Below are 26,095 nucleotides of genomic sequence, written 5' to 3'. Positions count from 1 at the left end.
GAAACATGAATAATTCCCAGTTGGTCGCAGGGATTACGGAATACATTGAAGAACATTTGCAAGAGCGAGTGACTCTTGAAGATTTAACCAAGCAGCTTGACTATTCAAAGTTCTATTTACTGCATGAATTCAAAGCTATCACTCAACAATCCCTTTATAACTATGTCAAGCGCAGGCGATTAAACGAAGCGGCCAAAGCTCTGCTTTATTCGGACCAAAGAATTATTGAGGTAGCGTTTCAGATGGGATATCAAAGTCAACAAGCGTTCACCAAGGCTTTCGAAGAACTTTTCAAGCTCACTCCTAAGCGTTATCGATTACAGAACAAAGAATTCTTTATTGAAGAACCCTATACTATTTCGGACTATTTAATATGGGCCGAAGAAGAAGATATAATTGTTCAACAGGGAAGACTAAGAGATCAAGAGAAAATTCTGTATTTTGCTCAATTGATGCGGGGAGCCTTGCCTTATTTGGAAAAGCAGGAGTATCTGCACTCACTCAAAAAATTTATCAAAGAGAAAAACTGCTATCTTGCTTGGGCAAAAGGGCGAATCATAGGCTTGCTCCTATATGACTTTCGAAAACAAAAAATCGAAAATCTCACAGTCCTCCCCTTTTGCTGGGAACTCGAGGTCGAGCAGAAATTAATCATGAAGTTGGTTTACGAAAAACGACCGACGGCTCTTTATACGACAACTTTCCGGTCGTTAGACAAACTGGATATTGGTCATCGGCAACGTTTGTTGAAGTTAGGCTTTGTTCCTAGTGAAGAAATTATTGAGGTCAACTATCCGACAGAAAAAATGATTTTACCCTTATCTGCTATTAACTGAATCAATAAAGTCAGACAGCTTAATGATGAATTAGGCTGTTTTTTTGTGAAAACTTAAACTTTAACCTATCAAATTTTGGTCTAAATTCTTCAAAATGCTCTTTTAAAAAACGAAATGATAAAAAAGCAATAGCAATAAATAGAGGAAAACTGTTGGATTTTCTAAAAAATCTGCATGATCAGTCCGTTTTCTTTAAAAAATGGAGGAGATGGGAAATGAATCTAATCTCTATTATTATTTATTGATAGTTATTATAAACAATTAACGAATTACGTAACAAAGTTCAGTAACATTGGTTATTGTATAGTTTTACTTTTTTTGGATTTGTTATGTCGTTACTTTTTATTTATATTACTATTACTGGCGAATTTTATAAACCTTTGGGGTTGGTAGTAATGAATAAATACAAGGCTAACATTATTTTAATTTTGTTCTTCACTGTTTTAAGTATTTGTCTTTCTAAAACTCTTGTTCAGGCTGAAAGCTTAAGTACTGAAGATTTAGTGACTGAACACACACAACAAAGTTCAGAAGAGCAAGTAAGTACAACTGAGAATAGTGAGATGGTTATTGAGAATCAGTCGTATGAGGAATCATGGGCGGTCGTTTCTTCTGTTAGTGAATTGCAGACTGCGTTAAAAAATAAAGAACCGTACATAAAACTAGCGGATTCTACGGAAGTCTTTGACTTTGGAAATACAGCCATTCCTATCACAGGAAATGTCACCATTGATGGAAATAATCGCCAGATTTCTTATAATGGTGGGAATTTAAACTCAAATAAGGGGCTGTATACGACAACTGGGGGATTAACGATTAAGTTACAAAATGTGACGTTTGGCTCAGCGGATTATACAGTACCGGCAGTTGGCCTTTATGGAATTATGCAAAGTGAAACGGCAACACAATTACATATTGAAAACGTGAATTATTACTCGAATCAAAGTGCACAACCCTTTTATCTTAGAAATATCAATAGCAAGATCTATTTTCATGGAACCAACCAATTCATGCAGCAAAATGGAGATGGTTCGACAGCGACAGGACAGGAGTTTGCGGAATGCAACAACTATGAATTTGCAGTAGGAAGTCACACGACCATCGTCCAAAATACGAATGATGCATTAGGAAGTTTATGGATGCCGGGAAGTTCTAGCAGTATTACTGTTGGTGAAGGCGCGGAGGTCGATATCACTTCAAATCATCATTTCATTTATGCTGACGGAACAAACAATAGTGTGATTACTTTAGCGAAGAATTCAAAATTTTCGGTAATGGGAACGAACTCAGCGAAGGGGTATTTTTACTATTTCGATAAACCAGCTTTTATTACAGTAGGAGAGGGTGCGGAATTCTCAGTCAATTATCCTCGTTATATGCGATTAGCAGCAGGCAGCGCACTTAAATTTCTGCCAGATTCTGTTGGGGATTTTGAGGTAAGTCAAGATGAGTCAGTTTTTGATCGAGCTGTTGGTGCAAATTCTGCCTTTGAGATCGATAATGCAAAACGCATTCGATTTAAAGCGAAAACAGGAACCGCTTATAACCCGATCGGATTCACGAATGCATCGAGTAAGTTTATCTTTTCTGCTTTTGGAGAAGATACGAATGGCTATGAAGTAGTGACCAACGAACCAGCTTCATCGTTGAAACTGACACCTCAGCTAGATGCTGGAACATGGAGTGTTGCAACCTCAACGATTTCGCGTTCTGCTGGTCCAAATACCCCTGATTTTACAGCTGATGAGAAAACGGCGCTGAAAAATGCAGAAAGCATTACACTAAATCGTCTGAATCCACCAGTTGAGCTATTGGCGGTTAATCAAGAAATAGACACCCATGATGCGTCGTTTCAATTGGCTGACTATCAACTGCATGGAAACGATGATCTGATCAAAAGTATAGATTTTAAGCTGTACGATAAGAAAACCGATGATCCTTCAGCAGAGGGTGATGGTTTTATTGAACAGCAGCAAACGTCCAATTTAGATCAACAAGTTACATTTTCAAATCTGAAGGATAGAACTGAATATTTTCTGTATGTCCGTATCGTCTGTGATCCCGATAGCCAATCAAGTGAGTGGCTGGAAGTACCATTTAAGACGGAGCAGGAAATGATTAACGTCAGTTTTCCAGTAGAGGTCGCTTTCTATTCAGATAAATCGGATGATCAGCAAAAAGTCCATGAGGCAGGAGATTATTCGATCGACAATCACAGCTCTTTTCCGGTTGCTATTCAAGCGACTGATTTTCAAGAGCTGTCAAATCCTGGAGGAATCCAGTTATTACCTTCAGCAGATGAAAACAATAAAAAGGATATACTGCTGAAATTGACTGAAGCAGGTCAGCCAATCGGTGTGTTGAGCAAAAATTTAAGTGATGCTCCTTTGAGCTTTAAAGATTTAGCGGGCAATTCTTCTACAAAGCTGGGCTTTTCCGGAATCTATTACGGTAACGAAAAAACAGCACAAAAGATTCAATACCGTTTGACCATGACTGCGGAAAGAAAGGATTAAACATTAATGGAAGAAAAACAAAAGAATAAAAAGAAATGGCTGCTGATTTTACTGCTATTATTATTGGCTTTAGGTGGAATCGGTGCTTATTTCTTCACGAGACAAGAGGCAAAACCGGTTTCGATGATCAGCGGAGAATTTTTACCAGAAGGCAAAGATGCTAATAAAATCAGTGATGCCGATTTAAAGAAAATGGCGCAAGAAAAAGTCGATCGCAGCAAGTTCAATATGGTGATCGCCCCAGATGCGACTTTTGAATCCAGCGATAAAGCTGGTGAGCTGACTATTCAAAATCCAGCTCACAACGCTTATCCCGTCAATGTCGAGATTACTCGCAATGACAATGGGGACTTGATCTATACCTCAGGTGCGATACAACCAGGAGAAGAGATTAAAGAAGCCAAGTTAGAAAAGAAATTATCAAAAGGGGATTATCCTGCAACGGCGAAATTCTCTTTATATGATGATGAAACAAAAGAGAAAAAAGGAGAGGTCGCAGCAAAAATTACGATTCATATCAAAAACTAACAATACTATTTAATAAAAGGAGAAGAACAAGAATGAAAAAAATTTTAAGCGGATTATTAATTATTGGATTTTTAGGCGGCGGTGCTGCGAGTATTCATGCGGCAGAGGAAAATGTTAATGGAACAAATTCAGCTTCGATCACTGTAAATGGTTCACTAGGACAAGACAATGAGGATGAAAATGCACCGAATATCGATGAAGGATCAGATGACTGGATCAATGTAACACTAGATACAGCCAATATCTTTTACACGACAAAAGATTCTCAGCACAAAACGATCACATCTCCTGATTACACCATTACTAATAACAGTGGTCGTGCTGTAAAAATTTCGGCAGAAGACTTTACCGTGACTTCTGGGAATCTCGATAACGTCGATGCGTTAAAGATCAGCGGAGCGGATTATAGCGCAGCAGAAAAATCAGTGGATTTGAAAACTTTTGCTGAAGGGGAATTTTTAACGCTTGCGAATAACCAAGGAAAAATGAATGTCGATACTGATGCTCAAAGTACTCATGCGAATACAACGACATATAAATACTCTGGAACGACAAAAGATGAGTACTACAAAGGAAAAGCTGAACAAACAGCGCATACGCTGACTTTGGCATTTGAAGCTTTAGGAAAAGATGGAAATCCTGTAACGCCTTAATTAAGGAGGCGATTCTGTGAAGAGCACGATTCAAATCGAAGGGATTTTAGGTTCGTCGGATTCGCTTGCAGAGGAACAATCGACAATCCCTTCTAATTATTTGACGAGCACTAAAAATCAAGTTACCAATGTCCAGGTGACTGCAAGTTATCCAAAGACGGGCGACTATCAAAGCCAGTACCTGATATTTTCAGGAATTTGTTTGATATTGCTGCTGTTCGTTTTGAAAAAGCGGAAGACGACCGAATAAGGTGGTCTTCTTTTTTTCAAAATAATTTATAATGAGATTTACTTTTAAATAAATGGAACTCAATTATTAAGTGCCATTTCAGATTTTTATTTATTCTTGCGTAAAATAAACAACTAATCGTTAAAAAGATGTCTGGTGTTTGTTGTTTTAAATGTGTATCTAAAAAATTAATAGTATTATTTAATGCTTAGAATTACGTTGATTAAGCCTTTTCTTTATGGTATCTTCAAAAGTATAAGTTGCTTTTGTTTTTTGAGTTATAGTTATTTAAATAGTGGGGTCGAACCGTATTAGTAATTTAAAAAGGGAGTTTGGCAGCTTTTTAAATAACGATTATTATATAACGTAAAAAGAAAGCAGCTTTAGGAAAGATATACTTTTTCCGTATTAAAGAGAAAGAAAAGGAGAAAAGATGAAAAGAAAGCATTTAACATGTGCAGCACTCGCGGGCTTGTTGGTACCGGCATTGCTTGCTGCACCGACGGCACTTGCAACAGAAACGCAGACCGCAACGGCAACCAGTGAAACAGTTAAAAAAACTGAGGAAGCTGCAAAAGCTCAACCTGCTGTGCCGGCGCCAGCAAAAGATAAAACAACTGTTCCAAGCACAACGCCTAAAGCGCCAAGCACTACGACTGGAAGCAGTCAACAAACATCAAGTAATAAGACGACAACTCAGCCAACAACAGAAAGCAGCACAGTAAAACCTGCAGACAAACCAAAAACAGAGGTTCCTGCAAGCAGCACGGCTGAAAAGACAACTTCTTCGTCTGCGGCTAGTACAGATAAAGTTGAAGTGAAACCTTTAGATGTAGAGGAATTCCCTTCAAATAAACCAACGGATACCCATCCGGCTATCAATATCTTGCCGACTCAAAGTATTCGCAAAGGCAGCAGCTTTGATCCGATGAAAGGCGTTAGTGCTACGGATAAAAAAGACGGGGACATCACTTCAAAAGTGACGTACACTGGTTCAGTTGATACCAACACGCCCGGCGATTATTTACTAACTTATAAAGTAACGAACTCGCAAGGAAACTTAGCAACTCAAAGCGCGATCATTCGTGTTATTGAAGATGACATTGGCATGTATGAAATCGTGCTTGCTGATTTCAGCTTGCCAAAAGGCAGTGACTATATTCAAGCAATTCGTGAACGTATCGTGATTAGAAAACCAGATGGCACGGTTGTTCCGACTGCAGCGGCGGATATCATAGTAGCTGGAAATCATTCAACCGACCAACCAGGTACATTAGCTGTTGAGGTTGCGGTTCTTTCTGAATACAAAACGATTACGAAAGAAATTGTAAACATCACTATTCTTGATACAAAAGATACAATCAGAATGGATGTTCAATCTTCTATGAGCCTTGAAGTTGGCCAAGCGTTTGATCCATACAGCTTTGCACAAGCTTATGTGATTAATGCTTCAGGTAAAGAAGATAAGCTTGCAAAAGCAAGTGCAGCTGGTGCTGTCGGTATCTGGGCAGAATCTAACGTGAATACTGCGAAAACAGGCGATTACAAAGTAACTTATACTGCATTAGCTTCAAACGGTGCAACGATTACGAAAACGATGGATGTAAAAGTAACCGAAAAAGCTGAAAAGCGTACACCAAAAATCTTAGTAGACAACAAAGTGATGTATGTTGGCGATAAGTTAGATGAAGACATGATCATGGCATGGGCGAAAACAGAAAACCCAGAAGACACGATTGACGGCTTCAAAGTGACGAATGGTGATATTAAAGTAAAAGTCGTAGATAATACTTTAGTAGAGACTGGCGAACACAGCATCGAGTTCTACGCATCTACGCCAGAAGGTGAAACTAGTACTAAGACAATTACATTAACCGTAAAAAACCGAGCAGATGGAGAGCCGACGAAACCAAATGAAGATACAAAAAAGGTAGCTGACACTACAAACAAAGCCACTAATACGGCAAATAAACAGACTGTTCCTACCCGTGCAACTACTCAAAGCGGCAAGCAATTACCGAAAACAGGTGAAGAATCAACCAGCCTGTTTGTTACATTAATTGGCGGATTCATGGTTCTGTTAGCTTTTGCTCTTAAACGCATGAAAAAAGCAAACTAAAGTTTAAAAGCTTCCTTCATTAAGTCGAGGGAAGCTTTTTTTGGCTATTTTTGATTTCTTCGTCCGTGTTTGATGATCCATTCCTGTGGTTTGGACGAAGGCGTTTTGCGCCATTCGCTGATAAGATAATCGGCTTTTTCTGGCGCATCTTTGTAGAGATCATTTAGATTATTACCGACACTTTTTTGCACGAACTTTTCCGGATCGTCCTTTAGATTCGTTAAAATTTCTGCGTAACGATCGAATTCATCTAAAGCAGCATAAATTTTTTCCGACCATGGCAAACGAATTCGTACACCTTCACAAGCTAGTCGGCGCACATGAACATTTTCATCTTTACTCCACTTAATCAATTCATCCATGACTTCCTGCGGATGATCCTTCAATAAAGGTCTAATCGCATATTCACCAGTGAAGCGCTTCGTTAATTCCTTCAAAAAGGCTAGTGATACTTCCCAATCTTCATTGCCATGACGTTCAACATAACGGCCGATCGGCCATAGCCACCAGCCGAAACTAAACATCCCTGTTGACTGCTCCAATTCAGGACCGAGAAGTTGATGGAAAGCGTGGATATTTTCAATATAGTCTCCGCTCAAGTTTTTATCTAACGCATCAACGATAAAATCAAAGCGCGCAAACAATTCTTTATCTTCCAGATTTCCGACTAACTCAGCAGAAAAATGTTCACTGTCAAAGTCAGGTTGAACTTCCGTGATTTTTTTTGCTAGGTCTAAAATGTATGGATCATTATAGTGGTCTTTATGTTTCAACTGTATCCGCCTCCAATATATTCTTTGTTTCGATGATACCATAATTACAGACGAATTTTTTAACAGTCAATATCTTCCAAGCGATTTAGCAAAAGGATTGGTACAATAGGAAAAAAGAAAGGAGGCGAGCCATTGAATCAGAAAATTATTTGTTACGACGAAGACTTGGGCATTGAGGCTTACTCCTTCACTGGTGTGTCGCAAAATTTTCCCAATCACTTTCACGATTATTATGTCGTCGGGTTGATTGAAGAGGGCAAAAGGAATTTGGTAGTCAATAACCAAGAGTACATGCTGGAACCGGGTGATTTAATCACGTTTAATCCCTATGACAATCATAGCTGCGAAGGTCTTGAGGGGGATCGCCTAACCTATCTTTGCATCAATCTAAAAAAAGAGATTTTTCAGCCATTCACTGGTGCTGAGCTGCCAAAATTCCTTGCGCCGATGCAGTCACAAACGAAATATGCGGAAGATTTTCGCACGCTGCATCAGATAATCATGAATGAAGGGGAAGCGGAAGAAAAAGAAACGTTGTTTATTTTGTTGATTGAAGAATTATTGCAGCAATATACTCAAACAACACAGACGGCAATAATTAACGAACAAGAAACGATCGCCAAAGTTTGCAGCTATTTAGAAACGCATTATGATCAAAAAATTACCTTGGATCAGCTTTGCGCGCTGGTTCATTTAAACAAGCATTCTTTGGTTCGCCAATTTACGCGAGAAAAAGGCATCACACCTTATCGTTATCTCGAAACATTCCGAATCGTTAAAGCGAAGGAACTATTGGAGCAAGGCTATAGTCTGACTGAGACTGCTGATCGGACGGGTTTTTACGATCAGAGTCATTTTACGAATTATTTCAGCCGCTTCATCGGTTTGACGCCCAATCAATATCGAACAATTTTTGAAAAAAGAAATGGGGAGTAAGATGTCAATTAAGGAGTTAAAATGTGTGATGGTAGTGGATGAATCCATGCCCTTAGGAATTATTGCAAATAGTACGGCGGTTATGGGTGTAACGATCGGCAAGCTTTTTCCCGAAGTCGTGGGGCAAAGTATCACTGATCAAAGCGGTTATTCTCATCAAGGGATCATTGAGTTTCCGATTCCAATTTTAAAAGGCAATCGTGAATTTCTGCGAATGATGCGGACACGGCTATATGAACCAGATTATGAAAAAGTAACGGTCGTCGATTTTTTTGATATCGCCCAAGGCTGTAAAACCTATAGTGAATACATTGAAAAGATGAAGGAAGTGCCTGAATCTGCCATCGATTATTTTGGACTGACGCTTTTTGGCAATAAGAAGCAGGTCAATAAGCTGACCGGCAGTTTGCCGCTGCTGCGCTGAGTTATTTCTCCCAACAAAATCATTAGTTCCTTTCCATGCAATTTTCAGCAAAAAGTGGTATTTTAGACAAGATGATTTTTTAGGGGGCGTTTTACATGAGACTTGAAATTCTATCGAAGGTTCTTTCGATTATTGTATTGAATTTAGTTCTGAGCGGCGATAACGCGGTGGTGATTGCGTTGGCGACTCGGAAATTGCCGAGAAATTCGCAGAACAAAGCTATTGTCATCGGGACGGCGGGAGCAGTCGTCTTAAGAATTCTTTTGATGCTGATCGCGGTTGAACTATTAACGGTACCATACGTAAAAATTATTGGAGCGGGTTTACTATTTTACATTGCCTATGATTTATTGAAATCGAATGGAGAAGAGGCGGAGGTTAAAAGTGAAACCACCCTCTTATCTGCGGTTCGGACGATCATTATTGCCGATCTCGTAATGAGTCTGGATAATGTATTGGCCATCGCAGGTGTTGCGGACGGACATTTTTTATTGGCTGTTATAGGGCTGATTATCAGTATTCCAATCGTGATTTTCGGCAGTCAAGTCATTTTGAAGCTAATGGATCGTTTCCCTTGGCTGATTTGGATCGGTGCTTTGTTGATTGCTTATACTGCTGGATCAATGCTGGTGGAAGATAATTTTATTCACCATTTAATCCGTGGATTGAGTAACGGGCATATCGTTTCAATCGCTTCGTGTATTTTATTAGTGGGAATGTATTTCCTCTTTAATCGAAAACAATCTTAATATGTAGATGAACTGCTGCAAATAAATTGCAGTAGTTTTTTTGTTAAATTGAGAAACTACAAGATGGATTTCTCAGGTATACTAGAGAAAACGTTGTCAATAAGGAGATGGAAATGAATATAGCAATCTGTGATGATGACCGCTTGATGAGTGGTCAAGTTGAAAAATTAGTTGATCAGGTTTTCCATGGGGAAACGAACAAATACAATACGGAAGTTTTCTTCTCAGGCGATGCGTTGTTGGCCTTTTTGACAGAGCAGCCTAATTTCTTTCATATCTATCTTTTAGATATTGAAATGGCCGGTACAGATGGTTTAGAAACCGCCGCGCAGATTCGCAAAGCGGATTCAGATGCGGTGATCATCTTTATGACCAGTCATGCAGAATTAATGTCAGAGGCCTTTGAGGTTTTGGCCTTTCAATTTATTGTCAAGCCTTTTGATCAGGAAAAGGCGTTAGGAATCTTGTCTTCAGCGATTCGCTATTTGCAAAAGCGTAAAGGTGTGTTCCAATTTGTGGCACAGAAGAAAATCTATACTTTCTTTTTGTCGCAAATCAGTTTTATTGAAAGCTCTGGCCGGAAAATTTTTCTTCACACTACTGAAGGAGAAACGTATGAATATTATGGCACCTTAAAGGATGCACGAGAACAAGTAAAAGGAATATTCTTTGCTCAGATCCATAATTCCATCATTATCAATTTGGAACAGCTGCGTACCGTTGAGAGTAATTTTGTCTATTTGAAAGAGGATGAAAAATTGCCGATCAGTAAAAAATTTCACGCGTCCTTCCATGAACAATTCCAGCAATTTGTTTTGTCACGGTAAAGGAGGAGGCTGCATGGACTTTTTAGAAAATTTTATCCCAGTTACAGTTTTGACGACACTCAGTTCAGGTTTATTGTTTTTAAGCTTTTTTACTGTTAAGGCAAGTATTCCGAAACGCAGAATTTTTTTAATGATTTATTTAGTAGTGGTTCCTTATTATTTCATCAATATTTTTTCCAATCAGTCGGGCGGACCACTGCGTCCTTTGTATAATTTATTGGGCACGCTGCTTTTTTTGCTAGGTGTTCAGTTTTTCTTTGTTGGCCGACTGTATCAAAAAGGATTAGTCGCTATCTTGTTTATTGTTTTTACTGTGATCAGCGAAGGAATATTAGCTATTTTGACTCGGTTGATTTTATCTAGTGATGATTTGTTGGAGTTTATTGTCAGAGGCGGCGTGGGAAATCGAATTGCGATGCTGATCAATTTTCTGCTGATTTTTTCTTTTTGGTCCGCTAGAAAAAAACGGGATATTTCGATTCAGCGGAATTTTTCCATCATTCAATTATTGATTGCCTCTCTTTGTAGTTTATCGATCGGGATTCTAGTCATTAGTGTAATGAGCACCACCCAATTTGTGATTAAAGACTATCTGTTAATGGGCAGCTTGATTGTGCTGCTGTTTCTGTTTTATTTAAGCTTTGAAATGTCTGATAATCTATCTAAAAAGAATCAGGAATACCAATTGCAGGAACAGCGTCATGAGCTGCTGGAAGAATATTATCAGCAAATTGAGAAGCACCAAAAAGAGGTTCGGAAAATAAAGCATGACATGAAGAATCAATTGTATTCGATCGTTGGCTATTTAGATATGAATAAAGAAGCAACTGCAAATCAGCAAATCAATGAATTGATTCAGCAGCTGGATTCAAATGAAATTCCTTCCTTTACCCCGCACAGCGGTTTAAATGCTTTACTGCGGCTGCATTATCAGAAAATCAGACAGGCGGGAATCACCTGCGAGTTTGAAATCAAATGTCCAGAAAAAATGGGCTTTTCCGATGCGAATCTTTCTTCATTAATTGGTAATATTTTAGACAATGCCAGAGAAGCCTGCGAGCATTGCGATACTCAGAAATATATTCAATTAAAAATAGTCTATTTCAATCATTCATTAGTCGTTTCCTGTGAAAATAGTACGGATGGCAAAGTCACGTCTTTTACCACGCGGAAACAGGATAAAACCAGTCACGGCATTGGCATGAAAACGATCCGCCAGATTGTAGAAGCCTATCATGGCAGTCTGAATTATGCGATTGATGATTATTCTTTTAAAGTGTCCTTTAATTTATTTGAACAAACATGACGAAAAACCTAAGCAAACATGACAGGTTCCTAAAATTCCCCATCTAAGATGATAAATTATGAGTGTAGCAAAGCAAGACACCAACACACATAATTGGAGGAATGAAAAATGGAATATCGAATTGTAGAATTAGAAAGTTTCAAGTTAGCCGGTATGAAGATGCGCTCAACCAATGACAATCAGCAGGGAATGAAGGATTGTGAAGCCTTCTGGAATCAATTCATCTCGGGAAATAAACATGAAGCAGTGGCACCTTTGATCAATCGGGAACCCTTTGGCGTGATCGGCGCGAGCTTTTACAATGTTGTTTCAGAGGACAGTAAGAAATTTGACTACTATATCGCTGCAGCCACGACTGCGCCGACACCTGATGGTATGGAGGAAGCAGAGGTTCCTCCAAATACTTGGGCAGTCTTTCCTTGTACAGGAAAAACAGCTGGGACTACCCAGATCGAGATCGTTACGAAATGGGGACCAGAGTCAGAAGAATACGAATTATTAAACTCAGGATACATGACAGGGGAGATGAGTTCTGGCGGACCAGATTTGGAGGTTTATACTCAAGGAGAAGATATGGAAATCTGGGTGCCGGTAAAAATAAAATAGCTGATCGTAAATAATGAAGTCCAGCATTCGCATGATGCTGGGCTTTTTCTGTCTTGCTTCAAAGAAACAGCCGACAAACGGACGGAAAATTCTTGGATTGCTTTTGCTAGAGTGAGAACGATTCTCTTTTGGAAGCCTTGCGGGAGAAAATTCCCTTCGTTATACTGAGAGAGTGATTGTAAGTGTTTACACAAACTTTACGGATGCGGTGAGACAACATCCATTGAAAATTTGGAGAAACACAACTGGAGGTGGAAAGAATGTTTAAACGATGACTTTGAGCGTCACAAAACTTAGAGGTTCTAAGCGCGTCAATTAAATATTTTTCCTCCTCGGATAAGCTAAAATAAAATTTTATCCAGGAGCAGCCTTTTTTGGCATGCTCTTTTTCTGTTGGAGGAAAAATGCATACCCCAATTAAGAAAGGAATGGATAAAGTGGAATTAAGAACAAGTTTACCAGAGATTTTTGATGAGTTTGGCGAAGCGAGAAGACAGGGTTTTTTAACGGTTAAGGAGATCAAAGAAAAAGGCAAACCGGTTGTGGGAGTGTATTGTACCTTCATGCCGGAAGAATTGGTGCTGGCAGGAGGCGCGATCCAGATCAGTTTGTGTTCGACTTCTGATGAAACGATTCCTGATGCGGAAGAGGATTTGCCGCGGAATTTGTGTCCCTTGATCAAATCAAGTTATGGTTTCGGGAAGACAGATAAGTGTCCGTACTTCTATTTTTCTGATTTAGTGGTAGGTGAAACAACCTGTGACGGCAAGAAAAAAATGTATGAGTACATGGAAGATTTTAAAGATACGTATTTGATGCAGCTGCCGCATATGCGCGATACCGAAGAAAGTAAAAAATTATGGTATAGCGAATTGGTCCGCTTTAAAGAAAAACTGGAAGATTTCTTGGATGTTGAGATCACAGAGGAAAAAATCAGAGAAGCGATCGTGTTGAAAAATCGTGAACGCCAAGCAAAACAGAATTTCTATCGCTTAGGCCAACTAAATCCGCCGGCAATCACTGGACAAGAGATTTTCCAAGTAATGTATGGCTCGCAGTATAAATTTGATAAAGAAGAAGTTATCCAAATGCTGGATGAAACGACGGCGAAAGTTAAAGAAGAGTACGATGCTGGCAAGCGCTTGGATAAAAAACCGCGAATTTTAGTGACCGGCTCACCGATGGGTGGCGTTACCGAAAAAGTGATTCGCGCGATCGAAGAAAACGGCGGTTTGGTAGTTGCTTATGAAAATTGTACCGTAGCGAAGGCTGTGGAACGGTTAGTCGATGAAACAGAAGAGGATGTGTATCAAGCATTAACGGATAAGTATATTAATATCGGCTGTGCTTGTATGTCTAATAACCAGCCGCGGAAAGAATTATTGAGTCAAATGATCGATGATTATCAAGTAGATGGTGTGATCGACATGGTCTTGCAGAATTGTATTCCATTCTCTGTGGAATCGTTGAAGATCAAACGCTTCTTGAATGAAGAAAAACACACGCCGTATATGTATTTGGAGACGGATTATTCAACGTCAGATATTGAACAAATCAACACACGCGTAACGGCGTTTATCGAAATGTTAGAGGAAGAGGCTGTATGTACACAATAGGATTAGATTCTGGTTCCACCACAACAAAAGGCGTGCTTTTTTCCAATGAGGAGTTGATCGATAAATATTTGATTCCGACTGCTGGAAATCCCAAAGGAGCAATGTCGGAGGTGGTAGATTATTTTAAGCGAAGTTATGTGTTGGCTGAGCTGAAGCTTGTGACCACTGGTTATGGAAGAAAGCTGTTGCCAGCAGATTTGGCCGTTACTGAAATTACTTGTCATGGCAAAGGAGCTGAATTTTTACGTCCTGGAGTGAAGCAAGTCATCGATATCGGTGGGCAAGATTGTAAGACGATTCAGCTGAACGGAAAAGGCAATGTCGTAGAATTTAGTATGAACGATCGGTGTGCTGCCGGAACTGGACGTTTCGTGGAAGTAATGATGCGAACCTTAGGAGAAGATATTTCAGATTTGGATCATTTTGTGCAGGACGCGAAGCCAGTTACGATCAACAGTATGTGTACGGTCTTTGCGGAATCGGAAGTAATCAGTTTGATTTCAAAAGGTGAAGATCGAGAAGATATTGCGCTAGGAGTCCTTCATTCTATCGCACAGCGGATCAGCAGCCAGTATTCAAAATTAAGACCAATTCGAGGTGAGGAAGTACTATTTACTGGCGGGCTTTCAAAAAGTGCGACCTTTGCCAAAGTTTTAGAACAATATGTAGCAGCACCAGTCAAAAGAGATGATTTATCTCAATACGCCGGAGCAATCGGGGCGGCACAGATCGGGATAAAAAAATTAAGCTAAGCAAAAAGAATGCGGCCAACGTTAGCCGCATTCTTTTTTTATTTTCGTATCAGCTGTCTCAAAGCGATACTAAATGCTGGCAAGTATAAGAAAAATAGCGAGAGTCGCTGCCAAAAGCCGCGAGTAGAAGAAAGCAGGCTGCCGACTACTGGTAAATAGTAAGCCGCAAATAAAATCAATGCTGTGATCGAACCTAATAGGCAGATAGAATAAAAAAGCGAAACAACTTTTTGATGATTCAAACTTGCTTGATAGGCTAATAGTAATGGAACAAACATCATGGCTACCATAGCGATTCCTGAGAAGGCCGCATGCAGAAAGTAAGCGGGACTAAAGAAGCTTGCGGTATCGCTGATTTTTACTACTCCAGTTAGAATACAATCGCCAAAGCCATATAGCGCGATTGCACCTGCTAAAATTTGAGCGAAACGTCTTGATTTTGATTGAAAAAAAGTATAGACGCCGACGCTTGATAAGACGAATAAGCAGCCGGTAATTATGGAACCATTATTGAAATAAGTTTGCACAGGACTAGTGGATTCGCCTAGCTGGCTGATGATCATGGTCATTTGATCAAAACCAGGATAGAACCGACCTAAATAATAAGGCAATGAAAAATCTCCGACTACTGCAAGAATCAGAAATAGCGGAGAGAGCTTCTTTAAAATGGACATCAGTAACTCCTTACGAAAGTTTTCTTTATAATACTTTATTTTCTGTAAAAATTCGAGAAATAAAGGAAGGACAAACTTTTCTCAAGTTCTTTTTTATGGTGAAAAAAAATGATTTGTAATTGACTCGTCAGTCATTGACTTGCTAGTCAAAAAGGAGTACTCTCTCGGTATAGATAGTCAGGAAAGAAATGAGACACGAAAAGCAAGGAGCGGGAATGATGGAAAATCAAATCATATCATTAAATAAAGTTGAGAAGCGATTTGGTAAATTTCAAGCACTGAAAGACATTACTTTCACGGTTAATAAAGGTGAAGTTTTAGGATTTATCGGACCGAACGGTTCAGGAAAATCAACAACGATTCGCATTTTGCTAGGCATGTTAAAAAAAAGCGGCGGCGAAGCGACAATTTTTGGGAAAGATGTCTGGAAGGAAGACACGGAGATTCATAAAAATATTTCATACGTTCCTGGAGATGTGTATCTTTGGCCGAATTTAACTGGCGGCGAGATCATAGACTTGCTTTTACGATTGAATGGCCAGCAGCGTACCCATAGAACTGAAGAGTTGATAGAAAAGTTTCAGTTAGATCCAAAGAAAAAGGCTCGGACCTATTCAAAAGGCAATCGTCAAAAAATTGCATTAGTAGCTGCGTTATCACAAGAAGCGGAGCTGTATATTTTTGATGAGCCGACTTCAGGATTAGATCCGTTGAACGAAAAATCTTTCCAAGAAGAAGTTTTAAAATTAAAGGAAGCAGGTAAAAGCATTTTACTATCCAGCCATATTCTGTCAGAGGTTGAAAAAATGTGTGATCGAATCGCCATCATTCGTGAAGGCGAAATCATTGAGACCGGGGATTTAGTTTCCATGCGCCATTTAACTCGGATGGAGCTCACGGTTGAGACCAGAAATTCACTTGACGATGTAGAGCAATTAGCAGGAGTGCATAAGGTCGATTTTTCAGACGATACACATCAGCGAGCCGTGCTTTCTGTGGATCGTGAACAAATGACTCAAATCATGGACTTTTTAGCAGAAAAACAAATTATTAACTTAATATCGACACCGCCAACTTTAGAAGATTTGTTCATGCGCTATTATGAAAAACAAGGGGCTGATTCACATGAAGCATAGTGGAGCAAAAACAGGCTACCTGTTAAGAGCGAATTTAAAGCAAAATCGCATCAAACACCTTGTTTGGATCGCAATTCTAGTCGGTTTGTTTGCTTCAGCTGCGACGAAGTTCAATGTTCTGTTCGGAACTCAAACAGATATCAATGCGATCGTTGAAACATTGAAAACGCCGGCAATGGTTTCGCTTTTTGGTGAATTTTCGGCCACGAAGCCTTATACGACAGCTAATGTTTTCGCTTCTGAAATGCTGGTATTTATGGGAATGTTCATGGTTTTTATGAATATCTCATTGGCAATCTCAAATACGCGAGCAGAAGAGGATTCTGGTCTATTGGAAATGGTTCGTTCACGGACAGTCGGCCGTTTGGCACCGACTTATGCGACTGTGATTGAAATACTATTAGTCAATGGGCTGATGGGGATATTGTATGTTGGTAGTCTGCTTGCTGCTGACTTGAAGGGAGCCACGATGCAAGGCGACATCTTGATGGGTGTCAGCATCGCCAGCATTGGAATCATGTTCGGATTTATCAGTCTGTTGATAGCGCAATTAGCTAATAATTCACGTAGTGCGAATTTTATGAGTTATGGACTGTATGGATTTTTTTACATCGTTCGAATGATGACGGATGTGACTGATCCTGAATGGACTTGGTTATCACCAGTTGGCTGGATTCAAAAGACCGCAATCTATACTCATGATAAGTGGCTGCCGGTCATTATGACTTTAGGATTAGGCATGACCTGTTTATTGATTGCAATTAAGATCGCAGCGACCCGTGATATCGGCAGCGGTATTTTAGCGGCGCGAAACGGAAAAGCCCAAGCGGGAAAATTATTGTCATCACCACTGGGTCTGGTTTTATCGATAGAACGCAACAGTATAATCGGATGGATTTTTGGCGGAATTATACTAGGGGCAGCCTATGGTTCGATCTTTAGTACGATCGGGGATATCATCGGAAGCAATCCGACCTATCGGAAAATTCTCGGTGTGACACAAATCAATGCTGCTAATCGAGAGCTGATCTTGAATTATTTGAATATGTTAGCTCTGTTTTTCGTAGCAATCGCGGCAATTAGCGGGATATTAATTATTTTTCGATTGAAGTCGGATGAAAAAAAAGGGTATTTAGAAATCCTGCATTCAAAAAGTATTTCCAAAACACGGTTAGCACTCAGCTATTTTGGAGTAGGGACAATCGTCAGCATGCTCGTATTTGCGGGGACGTTAGCCGGGGCCTTCTTTATTGGTAATAGTATGTTAGATGATCCAATTGCGATGAAGTACTTTTGGCAAGCAATGGTTGGTTTCTTACCAGCGACCTTGTTCTTTGTCGGGATCGGCATTTTTTTCACAGGAGCATTTCCCAAGCTTACGAATGTTTTGTGGATTTATTTAGCAGCCAGTGTTTTAGTAAAAATGTTTGGTCCGCTCTTGAACCTCTCTGACGATGTAGCCAACATCTCACCTTTAGGCTGGGTCGGAAAAGTACCGACTGAAAGTGTGGATAATACGGTAATGATTATCCTAGTTTCGGCTTTTCTGGTTTTGACACTACTTGGTATAGTAGGCTACAATAAGCGGGATTTGGAGTGATTGGGATGAAGGAAGTAGTGAAAGATCCTCAGAAGGAGAAAAATATTTTAGAAACTAGTGCCAAACTATTTGGTGTTCATGGCTATCGTGAGACGAAAACGGATCAAATCGCGGAGGAAGCGGGCGTGTCTAAGGGGTTATTGTTTCATTATTATGGTAATAAGAGCGGCTTATACCAAGCGACCTATGTCTATACTTCAGAATTTTTTTACCAGCGAATCGATTACTCGATCTGGACGCAGGCTTCTGATTTACTAGAAATGGTGGTGGATGCCACCAAATATAAGATTGAGCTGCAATTAAAATATCCAGTTGAATTTGATTTCTTGATGAAGGCCTACGCTGAAATGCCTTTATTACCTGAGCCTTTGCGAGAAGCAATGATGGAACGACTCAATACTGATGTTAATCGCAACATGACCTTGACGGATGAGGTAATTGGTAAGCTGCCCTTGCGTGATGGGGTCCAGCAAACCGATGTCCTTGAAACAATTTACGCGATCTTAAATAGTGAAACAACAAAAATTCAACAAGAACTGTCCCAGCATCCTGAATGGAAATCAATCGAAGATTTAATGCCGGTGATTGATCGTTTGAAACGCAAACTAAAGATTCTTGAGTATGGTTTTGTTGAACACTAAAAAAAATCTGTGCCCTTTTTGAAGGCACAGATTTTTTTGCTTATTGGATCAAAACTCAGAAAAGATAGTCATTAAGAATAAGCCTTCCTCAGCTAAAGCGGCGAAGAAGAGCAGCAGACTGTCGATGAAAAGCACACTCATATTGGTACCGAATAATACCGCCAGCTTCTCCATATTATCCTCTATCTTTTTCTCTTTAAAATAAACGCAAAAAAGATAGCAGTTTGCTAAAGCAATCAAGATAGTTGAAAGAATGATGGCGATCTTCATGAGTGTTCCCCTTTACTTGAATAAAAGTAGTCGTTTTTCTCCTTCTCATTATACTACGCATTATTCAGAAGAAAAGGGAAATGGACAAAAGTCGAAAACCGCTTTACAAAATTTAACTATTAACAATAGCGCAAAGAAAGCGCATAACAAAACTTGAAATTTTAAGCTAAATATATTATTGTTATGACAATAGAACTTTTAAGGAGGGATATTTTGAACGAAAAATTAGCTAAAGGAAAAGGCGCAAGCCCTTTGTATAGTCAAATAGCTGTCTCTTATACACATCTAGATGTGTATAAGAGACAGCCCTTTGTATAGTCAAATAGCAGATGATTTACGCTTTAAAATTGTTTCGGGAGAGTGGGGAGATGGTGAAAAAATTCCACCGGAACTAGATCTTTGTGATATTTATAATGTTAGTCGAATTACGATCAGAAAGGCGATCGATGAATTGGTTCGTGAAGGACACTTGTATCGTGAACGAGCAAAAGGGACGTTCGTTTTATCGATGGATCATTCGAATGAAAAGGAACATTATACAATGGTTCGCAGTTTTACTCGAGAAATGGAAGAATTAGGAAAAACTGTCAGAACATTGCATGCACAAGTTAGCTTGATTGAAGCGTCTGAACGCATTTCTCAGCAATTAGGCATTGAAAAAGGCTCAAAGGTACTTCAGCTTAGAAGAACGAGAGGCGTTGATGATGGCAAAGCGTTTGCCTATTTTGTCACGCATATTCCTTACAATGAAAATTTCTCATTAGACAGCAAAGACTATTATGGCTCATTATACGATTATCTGAAAAAATTCGATATCGTTATGAGTGAGAGCAAAGAGTATGTGGAAGCCTTAATCGCAACACCAGAGATCCAAGCGGTGTTAGACGTTCCTGAAAATACGCCGATTTTAAAAAGAGTACGGATGGTCTCAAGAGCTGATGGACAGTATAAAGAGATTAGTGATTGCTACTATATTGGCGATCAATATCGCTATTACGTTGAAATTTAGATACGAGCAAAAGTGCAGGATAATCCAATTTATTTTGCACTTTTTTTAAAAAAGTAAAAAGAAAGCGTTGTCTTTTTATTTAAAATGACATATAATCAATTTGTGCTATTGTTATAACAAAATGACAAAAGAGAACAGGAGTGTTAAAAATGGCAATATCTTTTATTCGAATTGACGATCGGATTATTCATGGACAAGTAGTAACACGCTGGATGAGTGAAAGAGACTGTGATGGTGTCGTAGCAGTAGATGATGCTTCCGCTAATAATCCCACACTATCGAAGGTACTTAAAGGGGCTGTTCCAAAGCCTTTGAAGGGGTTCGTTATGACAGTGGAACGAACAGCTTTGAAGTGGGACGAGATCGTTGGCAGCAAGAAAAATTATTTTCTAATTGCAAAGACACCTGAGACACTTGTGCGCTTGTACGATGCTGGAGCAAATTTTATTGATTGCTATCCGATTTTAAATGTTGGCCCAATGAGTGCTAGAGAGGGTGCGGAAAAAATCGGGCCAAACGTAGCGATCACCGAGGGAGAACGAGCTGCCTTCGAGCGATTGGATGCGTTAGGAATGGATATTCAGTTTAAATTAGTACCGGATTCAAAAGGCTTTACTTGGAAAGATATCAAAAAATAAAGAACGGAGGAACTTATTATGCTCTTTTTCCAAGCTGTATTAATCTCATTACTTTGTTACCTGGGGGCCCTTGGCACTCCTTGGCTGATGGGATTGACTGGTGGCTGGTATACGATCAGCCGCCCGCTAGTATCAGGATTTTTGATTGGACTTATTTTAGGCGATGTAACGCAGGGAATTATTATCGGTGTTGCTATTCAAGCAGTGTATATCGCAATGGTGACACCAGGCGGACAAATGCCCGCTGATTTGAACTTTGTAGCGTATCCGGCAATTGCTTTAGCTATTTTATCAAATTCATCAACAGAAGTCGCAGTGACTTTAGCTACGACGATCGGAGTTATCGGTACGATCGTATTTAACTTTTTCCAAGTAGCCAATTCTTTCTGGAATCACCGAGCACAAAAGGCGATCGAAGAGGGGAACGAAAAAGGTTTTCACTTTAATGCGATCGTTGGTCCGCAACTGTTGAGTTTTGCTTTACGCTTCATACCTTCATTTTTAGTGATTTACTTTGGTTCAAGTTTTGCTAAAGAATTACTGGAAAGTATGCCGCAGTATTTGATCGATGTAATGGGAATTTTAGGTGGGGCACTTCCAGCAATCGGGATTGTGATGTTGTTGACGGCAGTGGTTAAGGAAGACATCATGTTGCTGTTCTTTGTTTTTGGTTTTATCTGTGTCATCTTCTTGAAATTAAATATGATCGCTTTGGCGGTGGTGGCAGGTGTGATTGCTTATATTTACTTCCAAGCAAAATCTAAACCTGCGGTAAAGGTTGCGACAGAGGATGGAACGTATGATGATTTCGATGATGAGGAGGAATTTTAATGGAACAAAAGAAATCTTACCAACTCTTAGATAAACAGACACTGAATAAATCCTATATTCGTTGGATGATGTACAACTTAGTAGCAACTAGTTTTGAATTTTTGGAAGCCTTTGGTTTTGCCTTGTCAATGGAGCCAATTGCTAAACGTTTGTATAAGGATGATCCTGAAGCGCAAAAAGCAATGTTGAAGAGACATTCGGTCTTCTATAATACCGAACCGCAAATCGGCTCATTGATTAATGGTGTTGTAGTCGGATTGGAAGAACAACGAGCGTTAGGCAAAGAAGAGATCGATGACGAGTTTGTAAATGGATTGAAAGTTGGTTTGATGGGTCCTTTAGCTGGGATTGGGGATTCCATGATACCTGGAATGCTGATTCCAATCCTACTTTCGATTGGGATGGGTCTATCGGAAAACGGAAGTATTTTAGGGCCGATTTTCTATATCGTTGCCTATAATACGATTATTATGCTGGGCTCTCGTTTCTTATTCTTTAAGGGCTATGAGCTTGGAGCGGAATCAGTCGATACATTTGTTGGGGAAAAAGCGCAGCAGATCACACAGGCATTCTCTGTTCTGGGAATGATCGTTATCGGTGGAGTCGCAGCTAGTTATGTAAATTTGAGCTTGCCAATCGTTTTGAAATTCAGCAGTGCGAAAATCGATATTCAACAAATTTTGGATGGGATATTTCCAAATCTATTACCACTAGTCTTAGTACTTGTTTCATGGTACTTGATGGCGAAAAAGGGCGTCTCTGCTTTAAAATTGATCGGACTTTACTTTGTGACGGCCTTTGGCGGTGTTGGAATCGCTTATTTGATTCAAATGTTGTTCTAAAAAAATCGACAAGGAGAAATGATTATGATCGGAGTTTTATTAGTGAGTCATTCAAAACTGGCTCACGGTATGAAAGCAGCGGTAGAATTTGTAGCTGGTGAACAGAAACATCTCTTTTCAATTGGGTTAGAAGAAGCAGGCGTTGCGACTTATCGAGCAGAACTAGAAAAATTGGCCGGCAGTCTGCTAACAGAGATCAAACAAATGCTGATAGTTTGCGACATTCCGGCGGGTTCTCCCGGGACGAATGCGTATGATGTCTTTGCACAAACGGAGCTTGAAGTTGAAATGCTATCAGGGATGAATCTAGCTATGCTGTTGGATATGATTTTGATGCGCGATGGTAAGGAGTTTCAACAATTGATCAGCGATGGAATCAAGGCTGGCAAAGAAAGTATTGATCGAATGGATTTTTCAGATGAAGATGAAAATGAGGAGTTCTAATGTCATATCATTATGATTATTAAAGAGGGGTAGAAATGACGTATAATTTGCGACCGGAAATCAAGATCAAACAAGATGCACAAACATGGACAAGTTATGATCAAATTGCTGATGAACTAAACCAGCAATTTGACGACGGAAAGAAAACTATTGCATTAGAATGTTATCCAGGTGTGGATCTGCATGAGTTGGAACAACAATTATTTAGTAGATTAACAGATGTACGATTAGTGAAAGCCGATGATTATGCTTATGACGCTGAAACGTTAACCAATAAAATCGCTGCGAACCTGACAGAAGATCGGGTCTTTGGAATCATGTCTCATGCAACTCTGGATGAGTTTTATCCAGAATATGAAGTGAAACAAATCCAAAAAGAGTTAGCAGAAGAACCGAAGAAAGTCGTTGTGTATGGAACGGGAGCGGTAATCTTACTGCCAGACCCGGATGTTTTATGTTATGCCGATCTGACACGCTGGGAAATTCAAAAGCGCTATCGGTCAGGCATGCCAAATTGGAAGGCGGCCAATGAAGATGAGGACAATCTAAAGAAAGTGAAGCGGGGATTCTTCTTTGAATGGCGTGTTGCTGATCGACTAAAACAGAAATTGACGAATCGTATTGATTATTTGATTGATACGAATGTCCCGAATCAAGTAAAAATGGTCGATGGGGTGAGCTATCGAGCAGCATTGGATCAAATCGTGAACCAGCCATTTCGTTTAGTTCCTTATTTTGATGCCAGTGTTTGGGGCGGTCAGTGGATGAAAAAAGAGTTCAATTTGAATTCCGAACAAGAAAACTATGGCTGGGCTTTTGATGGTGTACCGGAAGAAAACAGTTTATGTCTCGATTTCTCAGGAATAAAAATTGAAATACCTGCTATCAATGTGGTACATCAGCGTCCAATTTCACTGCTTGGGGAAAAGGTTCAGGCACGGTTTGGTAACGAGTTTCCGATTCGGTTTGATTATCTGGATACTGTTGGCGGTGGTAATCTGAGCCTGCAGGTTCATCCGCGGGTTGATTATATCCAAGAGAAATTTGGGATGCCGTATACACAAAATGAAAGTTATTATATCTTGCAGGCTTCTGAAAAATCGACCATTTATTTAGGCGTAAAAGAAGGCACCGAGAAAACAGAACTATTTAACGAATTACACAAAGCAGAAAAAGGCGATTATCGTTTTCCTGATGAGAAATATATCAATTGTTTCCCTGTGAAAAAACATGATCACTATTCAATTCCTGCTGGCACGATTCATTGCGGAGGTCCAGATACCGTAGTCTTAGAGATTAGTCAAACGCCATATATCTTCACCTTCAAGTTGTGGGATTGGGAACGTTTAGGTTTAGACGGTGTTCCCAGACCGGTTCATCTAGCACATGGGGAAGAAAATGTGAATACTGATTACGACACTACTTGGGTTCAAGAAAATTTGATCAATCCATTTGAAACACTTCATGAAGATAATGAAAGCCGTGTTGAAAAAACCGGACTGCATGAGCTAGAATTTATTGAGACACATCGTCATTGGTTCAAAAAGGAAGTAACGGTGAAAGTTCAACAAAGTGTCAATATGTTGAATTTGGTAGAAGGTGAAGAAATTACGGTGGAAAGCTTGGATAATAGCTTTGAGCCGTTTGAGATCCATTACGGCGAGACCTTTATTGTGCCAGAGGCTGTCAAAGAATATAAACTGGTTAATCAAGGAGATCCGAATAAAGAAGTTGCTGTAATCCAGGCTTTTGTTAGAGATTTATCGTAATCTAAGGAGGAAGAAAATGATTGAAACAGGGTTAGGTATAAGCTTCGATGAACCCACCCACGAGTTTATTTATCCGTCTGCTGTTTTTGGTCCTACGCATGCTGAGCAGCGCCATTTGAAGGATATTCTTCATAGTATGGCGGATCATGAAGCGCAAGGTCCTGAGATCGTTTACTCGATTGCAATGGATGTTGGGCTAAAAAAGGATCGCGCCGATCTGTTGGAGCGTGAATTGCTTTTTGGGATCGTCGCATATGCTGATGGTTCAATCGGCAAAGAGCCTGTCAAAAGCCAAGGTCATATCCATGCAATATCGAAAACCTGTCAGATGTCGACACCGGAGGTCTACGAGATTTGGTCAGGCGAGGCAATCATTTATATGCAGGAAAGAGCAACAGATAATCCAGGACGGTGTTACGCTGTTCGAGCAAAGGCTGGAGAAGTTGTGATTGTTCCGCCAGGCTGGGCACATTGTACGATCAATGCGTCAAAAACTGAGCGAATGCTCTTTGGCGCGTGGTGTGTGCGAGATTTTGGTTTTGACTATGAGGAAGTCAGAGAACATAATGGTTTAGCCTTTTATCCCAAATTTGATGCTCAAGACAAGATAGTTTGGGAACGGAATTCAAGCTATCAAGCTGAGAAACTGATCGAAAAGCTCCCTCGTGAATATTCAGAGTTTAAAATTGTTGATAAACTTCCAATTTATCAACAGTATGAACAAGATCATACTAAGTTTGATTTTGTTGTTCGACCAGATTTGTATAAAGATAGATGGCTGAATTATGTCCCGTGATACGAAATGAAGAAAGGAGTCTGCAATGTTTAAACAAAGTAATGTCACATATAATGGCAAGACCTTCAATTTAGAAGGCAGCGGTATTCAGAAAAAAGAAACGAGAGCTAAAGACTTAGCCGGTTACTTTTCAGACTTATCTGCGTATCAAATGCTAGATCCGGAAACGGTGATGTATCAGGTAGAGTATCAAGATAACGGACTTGCAGAAGGTACACCTGGGGGGCTTTATTTCGGGATTACACACTTATATCCGGGCGTTATCGGGGAAGAATATTATCTGACAAAAGGACATTTTCATGCAAAACGAGATACTGGCGAATATTATTTTGGTTTGCAGGGTCAAGGATTATTAATGATGACAGAAAATGGCGAGACCGTTTTGGAAGAAGTCGTGCCTGGATCAGTTCATTATATTCCTGGAAATGCGGCTCATCGTTTGATTAATACAGGTGCAGAAATGCTTTCAGTTTCTGCCTGTTGGCAAACGGAATCAGGGCATGACTATGCACCGCCAGAAGAAATGTTTCCTCAGCGAGTTTTTCGCGATAAAGCAGGAAAACCAATTATTAAGA

General features: G+C 39.7%; 28 protein-coding genes. 25 read left to right on the top strand and 3 right to left on the bottom strand.

Going from position 1 to position 26,095, the window contains the following annotated elements; translation table 11 throughout:
- Positions 1-5: 5 nt before the first annotated feature.
- The 6 genes from A5875_RS09440 to A5875_RS09415 all read left to right on the top strand — a co-directional run bounded on the left by A5875_RS09440 (position 6) and on the right by A5875_RS09415 (position 6,881).
- Positions 6-836: a helix-turn-helix transcriptional regulator gene (locus A5875_RS09440; protein WP_088933361.1), complete on the top strand. Its 831-nt coding sequence runs from the start codon at positions 6-8 to the stop codon at positions 834-836.
- 395 nt (positions 837-1,231) lie between these two features.
- The gene (locus A5875_RS09435; protein WP_088933360.1) at positions 1,232-3,352 is read left to right on the top strand and encodes a pectate lyase-like adhesive domain-containing protein; all 2,121 of its coding nucleotides are present in this window, start codon (positions 1,232-1,234) and stop codon (positions 3,350-3,352) included.
- A gap of 6 nt (positions 3,353-3,358) precedes the next feature.
- Positions 3,359-3,880, top strand: a complete 522-nt coding sequence (locus A5875_RS09430) for a hypothetical protein (protein WP_088933359.1) — start codon at positions 3,359-3,361, stop codon at positions 3,878-3,880.
- Positions 3,881-3,912: 32 nt separating this feature from the next.
- Positions 3,913-4,533 carry a hypothetical protein gene (locus A5875_RS09425; RefSeq protein ID WP_088933358.1) on the top strand — a complete coding sequence of 207 codons (621 nt, stop codon included), beginning with the start codon at positions 3,913-3,915 and terminating at the stop codon, positions 4,531-4,533.
- Positions 4,534-4,549: 16 nt separating this feature from the next.
- Positions 4,550-4,783 carry an LPXTG cell wall anchor domain-containing protein gene (locus A5875_RS09420; protein WP_088933357.1) on the top strand — a complete coding sequence of 78 codons (234 nt, stop codon included), beginning with the start codon at positions 4,550-4,552 and terminating at the stop codon, positions 4,781-4,783.
- A gap of 412 nt (positions 4,784-5,195) precedes the next feature.
- Positions 5,196-6,881 carry an immunoglobulin-like domain-containing protein gene (locus tag A5875_RS09415; protein ID WP_088933356.1) on the top strand — a complete coding sequence of 562 codons (1,686 nt, stop codon included), beginning with the start codon at positions 5,196-5,198 and terminating at the stop codon, positions 6,879-6,881.
- Positions 6,882-6,925: 44 nt separating this feature from the next.
- Here the strand turns inward: A5875_RS09415 and A5875_RS09410 are convergent, their stop codons facing one another.
- Entirely contained in the window at positions 6,926-7,654 is a 729-nt protein-coding gene (locus A5875_RS09410) for a DNA alkylation repair protein (RefSeq protein WP_088933355.1), read from the bottom strand.
- Between the two features lie 132 nt (positions 7,655-7,786).
- Between A5875_RS09410 and A5875_RS09405 the strand changes: the two genes are divergently transcribed.
- The 8 genes from A5875_RS09405 (at position 7,787) to A5875_RS09370 (ending at position 14,870) form a co-directional block, all read left to right on the top strand.
- Positions 7,787-8,590 carry a helix-turn-helix domain-containing protein gene (locus A5875_RS09405; RefSeq protein ID WP_088933354.1) on the top strand — a complete coding sequence of 268 codons (804 nt, stop codon included), beginning with the start codon at positions 7,787-7,789 and terminating at the stop codon, positions 8,588-8,590.
- A 28-nt stretch (positions 8,591-8,618) separates the two neighbouring features.
- Positions 8,619-9,014 (top strand): DUF2000 domain-containing protein, encoded by a 396-nt coding sequence (locus A5875_RS09400; RefSeq protein ID WP_254911895.1) that lies wholly within the window; start codon positions 8,619-8,621, stop codon positions 9,012-9,014.
- 95 nt (positions 9,015-9,109) lie between these two features.
- Positions 9,110-9,763 (top strand): TerC family protein, encoded by a 654-nt coding sequence (locus A5875_RS09395; protein WP_088933352.1) that lies wholly within the window; start codon positions 9,110-9,112, stop codon positions 9,761-9,763.
- Between the two features lie 113 nt (positions 9,764-9,876).
- A complete protein-coding gene (locus A5875_RS09390) occupies positions 9,877-10,590 on the top strand; it encodes a LytR/AlgR family response regulator transcription factor (RefSeq protein ID WP_088933351.1) in 714 nt (237 codons plus the stop codon).
- A 13-nt stretch (positions 10,591-10,603) separates the two neighbouring features.
- Positions 10,604-11,896 (top strand): sensor histidine kinase, encoded by a 1,293-nt coding sequence (locus A5875_RS09385; RefSeq protein ID WP_088933350.1) that lies wholly within the window; start codon positions 10,604-10,606, stop codon positions 11,894-11,896.
- Positions 11,897-12,004: 108 nt separating this feature from the next.
- The gene (locus tag A5875_RS09380) at positions 12,005-12,502 is read left to right on the top strand and encodes a GyrI-like domain-containing protein (protein WP_088933349.1); all 498 of its coding nucleotides are present in this window, start codon (positions 12,005-12,007) and stop codon (positions 12,500-12,502) included.
- A 437-nt stretch (positions 12,503-12,939) separates the two neighbouring features.
- On the top strand, positions 12,940-14,118 hold the full coding sequence (locus A5875_RS09375; RefSeq protein ID WP_088934665.1) for a double-cubane-cluster-containing anaerobic reductase: 1,179 nt from the start codon (positions 12,940-12,942) through the stop codon (positions 14,116-14,118).
- Positions 14,106-14,870 carry an acyl-CoA dehydratase activase gene (locus A5875_RS09370; protein WP_088933348.1) on the top strand — a complete coding sequence of 255 codons (765 nt, stop codon included), beginning with the start codon at positions 14,106-14,108 and terminating at the stop codon, positions 14,868-14,870. The genes A5875_RS09375 and A5875_RS09370 overlap by 13 nt, the downstream gene beginning before the upstream one ends.
- Before the next feature lie 38 nt (positions 14,871-14,908).
- Here A5875_RS09370 and A5875_RS09365 read toward each other — a convergent pair whose 3' ends face one another.
- Complete coding sequence (locus A5875_RS09365; RefSeq protein ID WP_088933347.1) at positions 14,909-15,544, bottom strand: DUF998 domain-containing protein; 636 nt, start codon at positions 15,542-15,544, stop codon at positions 14,909-14,911.
- A gap of 218 nt (positions 15,545-15,762) precedes the next feature.
- Here A5875_RS09365 and A5875_RS09360 point away from each other — a divergent pair, with 218 nt between their 5' ends.
- The 3 genes from A5875_RS09360 to A5875_RS09350 are packed head-to-tail and all read left to right on the top strand — an operon-like array spanning position 15,763 to position 18,921.
- Complete coding sequence (locus A5875_RS09360) at positions 15,763-16,680, top strand: ABC transporter ATP-binding protein (protein ID WP_088933346.1); 918 nt, start codon at positions 15,763-15,765, stop codon at positions 16,678-16,680.
- Positions 16,670-18,280, top strand: coding sequence for an ABC transporter permease (locus A5875_RS09355; protein WP_088933345.1), 1,611 nt, complete (start codon positions 16,670-16,672; stop codon positions 18,278-18,280). Before A5875_RS09360 ends, A5875_RS09355 begins: the two co-directional genes overlap by 11 nt.
- A 5-nt stretch (positions 18,281-18,285) precedes the next feature.
- On the top strand, positions 18,286-18,921 hold the full coding sequence (locus tag A5875_RS09350; RefSeq protein ID WP_088933344.1) for a TetR/AcrR family transcriptional regulator: 636 nt from the start codon (positions 18,286-18,288) through the stop codon (positions 18,919-18,921).
- Between the two features lie 48 nt (positions 18,922-18,969).
- Here the strand turns inward: A5875_RS09350 and A5875_RS09345 are convergent, their stop codons facing one another.
- Complete coding sequence (locus tag A5875_RS09345) at positions 18,970-19,191, bottom strand: hypothetical protein (RefSeq protein WP_088933343.1); 222 nt, start codon at positions 19,189-19,191, stop codon at positions 18,970-18,972.
- Between the two features lie 310 nt (positions 19,192-19,501).
- Between A5875_RS09345 and A5875_RS09340 the strand changes: the two genes are divergently transcribed.
- The 8 genes from A5875_RS09340 to A5875_RS09305 all read left to right on the top strand — a co-directional run.
- On the top strand, positions 19,502-20,200 hold the full coding sequence (locus A5875_RS09340) for a GntR family transcriptional regulator (RefSeq protein WP_254911864.1): 699 nt from the start codon (positions 19,502-19,504) through the stop codon (positions 20,198-20,200).
- Between the two features lie 149 nt (positions 20,201-20,349).
- Complete coding sequence (locus A5875_RS09335) at positions 20,350-20,838, top strand: PTS system mannose/fructose/N-acetylgalactosamine-transporter subunit IIB (RefSeq protein ID WP_088933341.1); 489 nt, start codon at positions 20,350-20,352, stop codon at positions 20,836-20,838.
- A gap of 18 nt (positions 20,839-20,856) precedes the next feature.
- Positions 20,857-21,669 (top strand): PTS mannose/fructose/sorbose/N-acetylgalactosamine transporter subunit IIC, encoded by an 813-nt coding sequence (locus A5875_RS09330; protein ID WP_088933340.1) that lies wholly within the window; start codon positions 20,857-20,859, stop codon positions 21,667-21,669.
- Positions 21,669-22,511 carry a PTS system mannose/fructose/sorbose family transporter subunit IID gene (locus A5875_RS09325; RefSeq protein ID WP_088933339.1) on the top strand — a complete coding sequence of 281 codons (843 nt, stop codon included), beginning with the start codon at positions 21,669-21,671 and terminating at the stop codon, positions 22,509-22,511. Before A5875_RS09330 ends, A5875_RS09325 begins: the two co-directional genes overlap by 1 nt.
- Positions 22,512-22,535: 24 nt before the next feature.
- Positions 22,536-22,955 (top strand): PTS sugar transporter subunit IIA, encoded by a 420-nt coding sequence (locus A5875_RS09320; protein ID WP_088933338.1) that lies wholly within the window; start codon positions 22,536-22,538, stop codon positions 22,953-22,955.
- Between the two features lie 35 nt (positions 22,956-22,990).
- Positions 22,991-24,724: a class I mannose-6-phosphate isomerase gene (locus A5875_RS09315; protein WP_088933337.1), complete on the top strand. Its 1,734-nt coding sequence runs from the start codon at positions 22,991-22,993 to the stop codon at positions 24,722-24,724.
- Positions 24,725-24,740: 16 nt separating this feature from the next.
- Positions 24,741-25,520, top strand: a complete 780-nt coding sequence (locus A5875_RS09310) for a glucose-6-phosphate isomerase family protein (protein WP_088933336.1) — start codon at positions 24,741-24,743, stop codon at positions 25,518-25,520.
- A 25-nt stretch (positions 25,521-25,545) separates the two neighbouring features.
- A partial coding sequence (locus tag A5875_RS09305) for a glucose-6-phosphate isomerase family protein (protein WP_088933335.1) occupies positions 25,546-26,095 on the top strand: 550 nt, incomplete at its 3' end.

The sequence above is a fragment of the Enterococcus sp. 3H8_DIV0648 genome, from assembly GCF_002140655.1.
Lineage (GTDB): Bacteria > Bacillota > Bacilli > Lactobacillales > Enterococcaceae > Enterococcus_A > Enterococcus_A hulanensis.
Note: the sequence above shows the minus strand (reverse complement) of the source record. Positions and strands in the feature narration are given on the sequence as shown.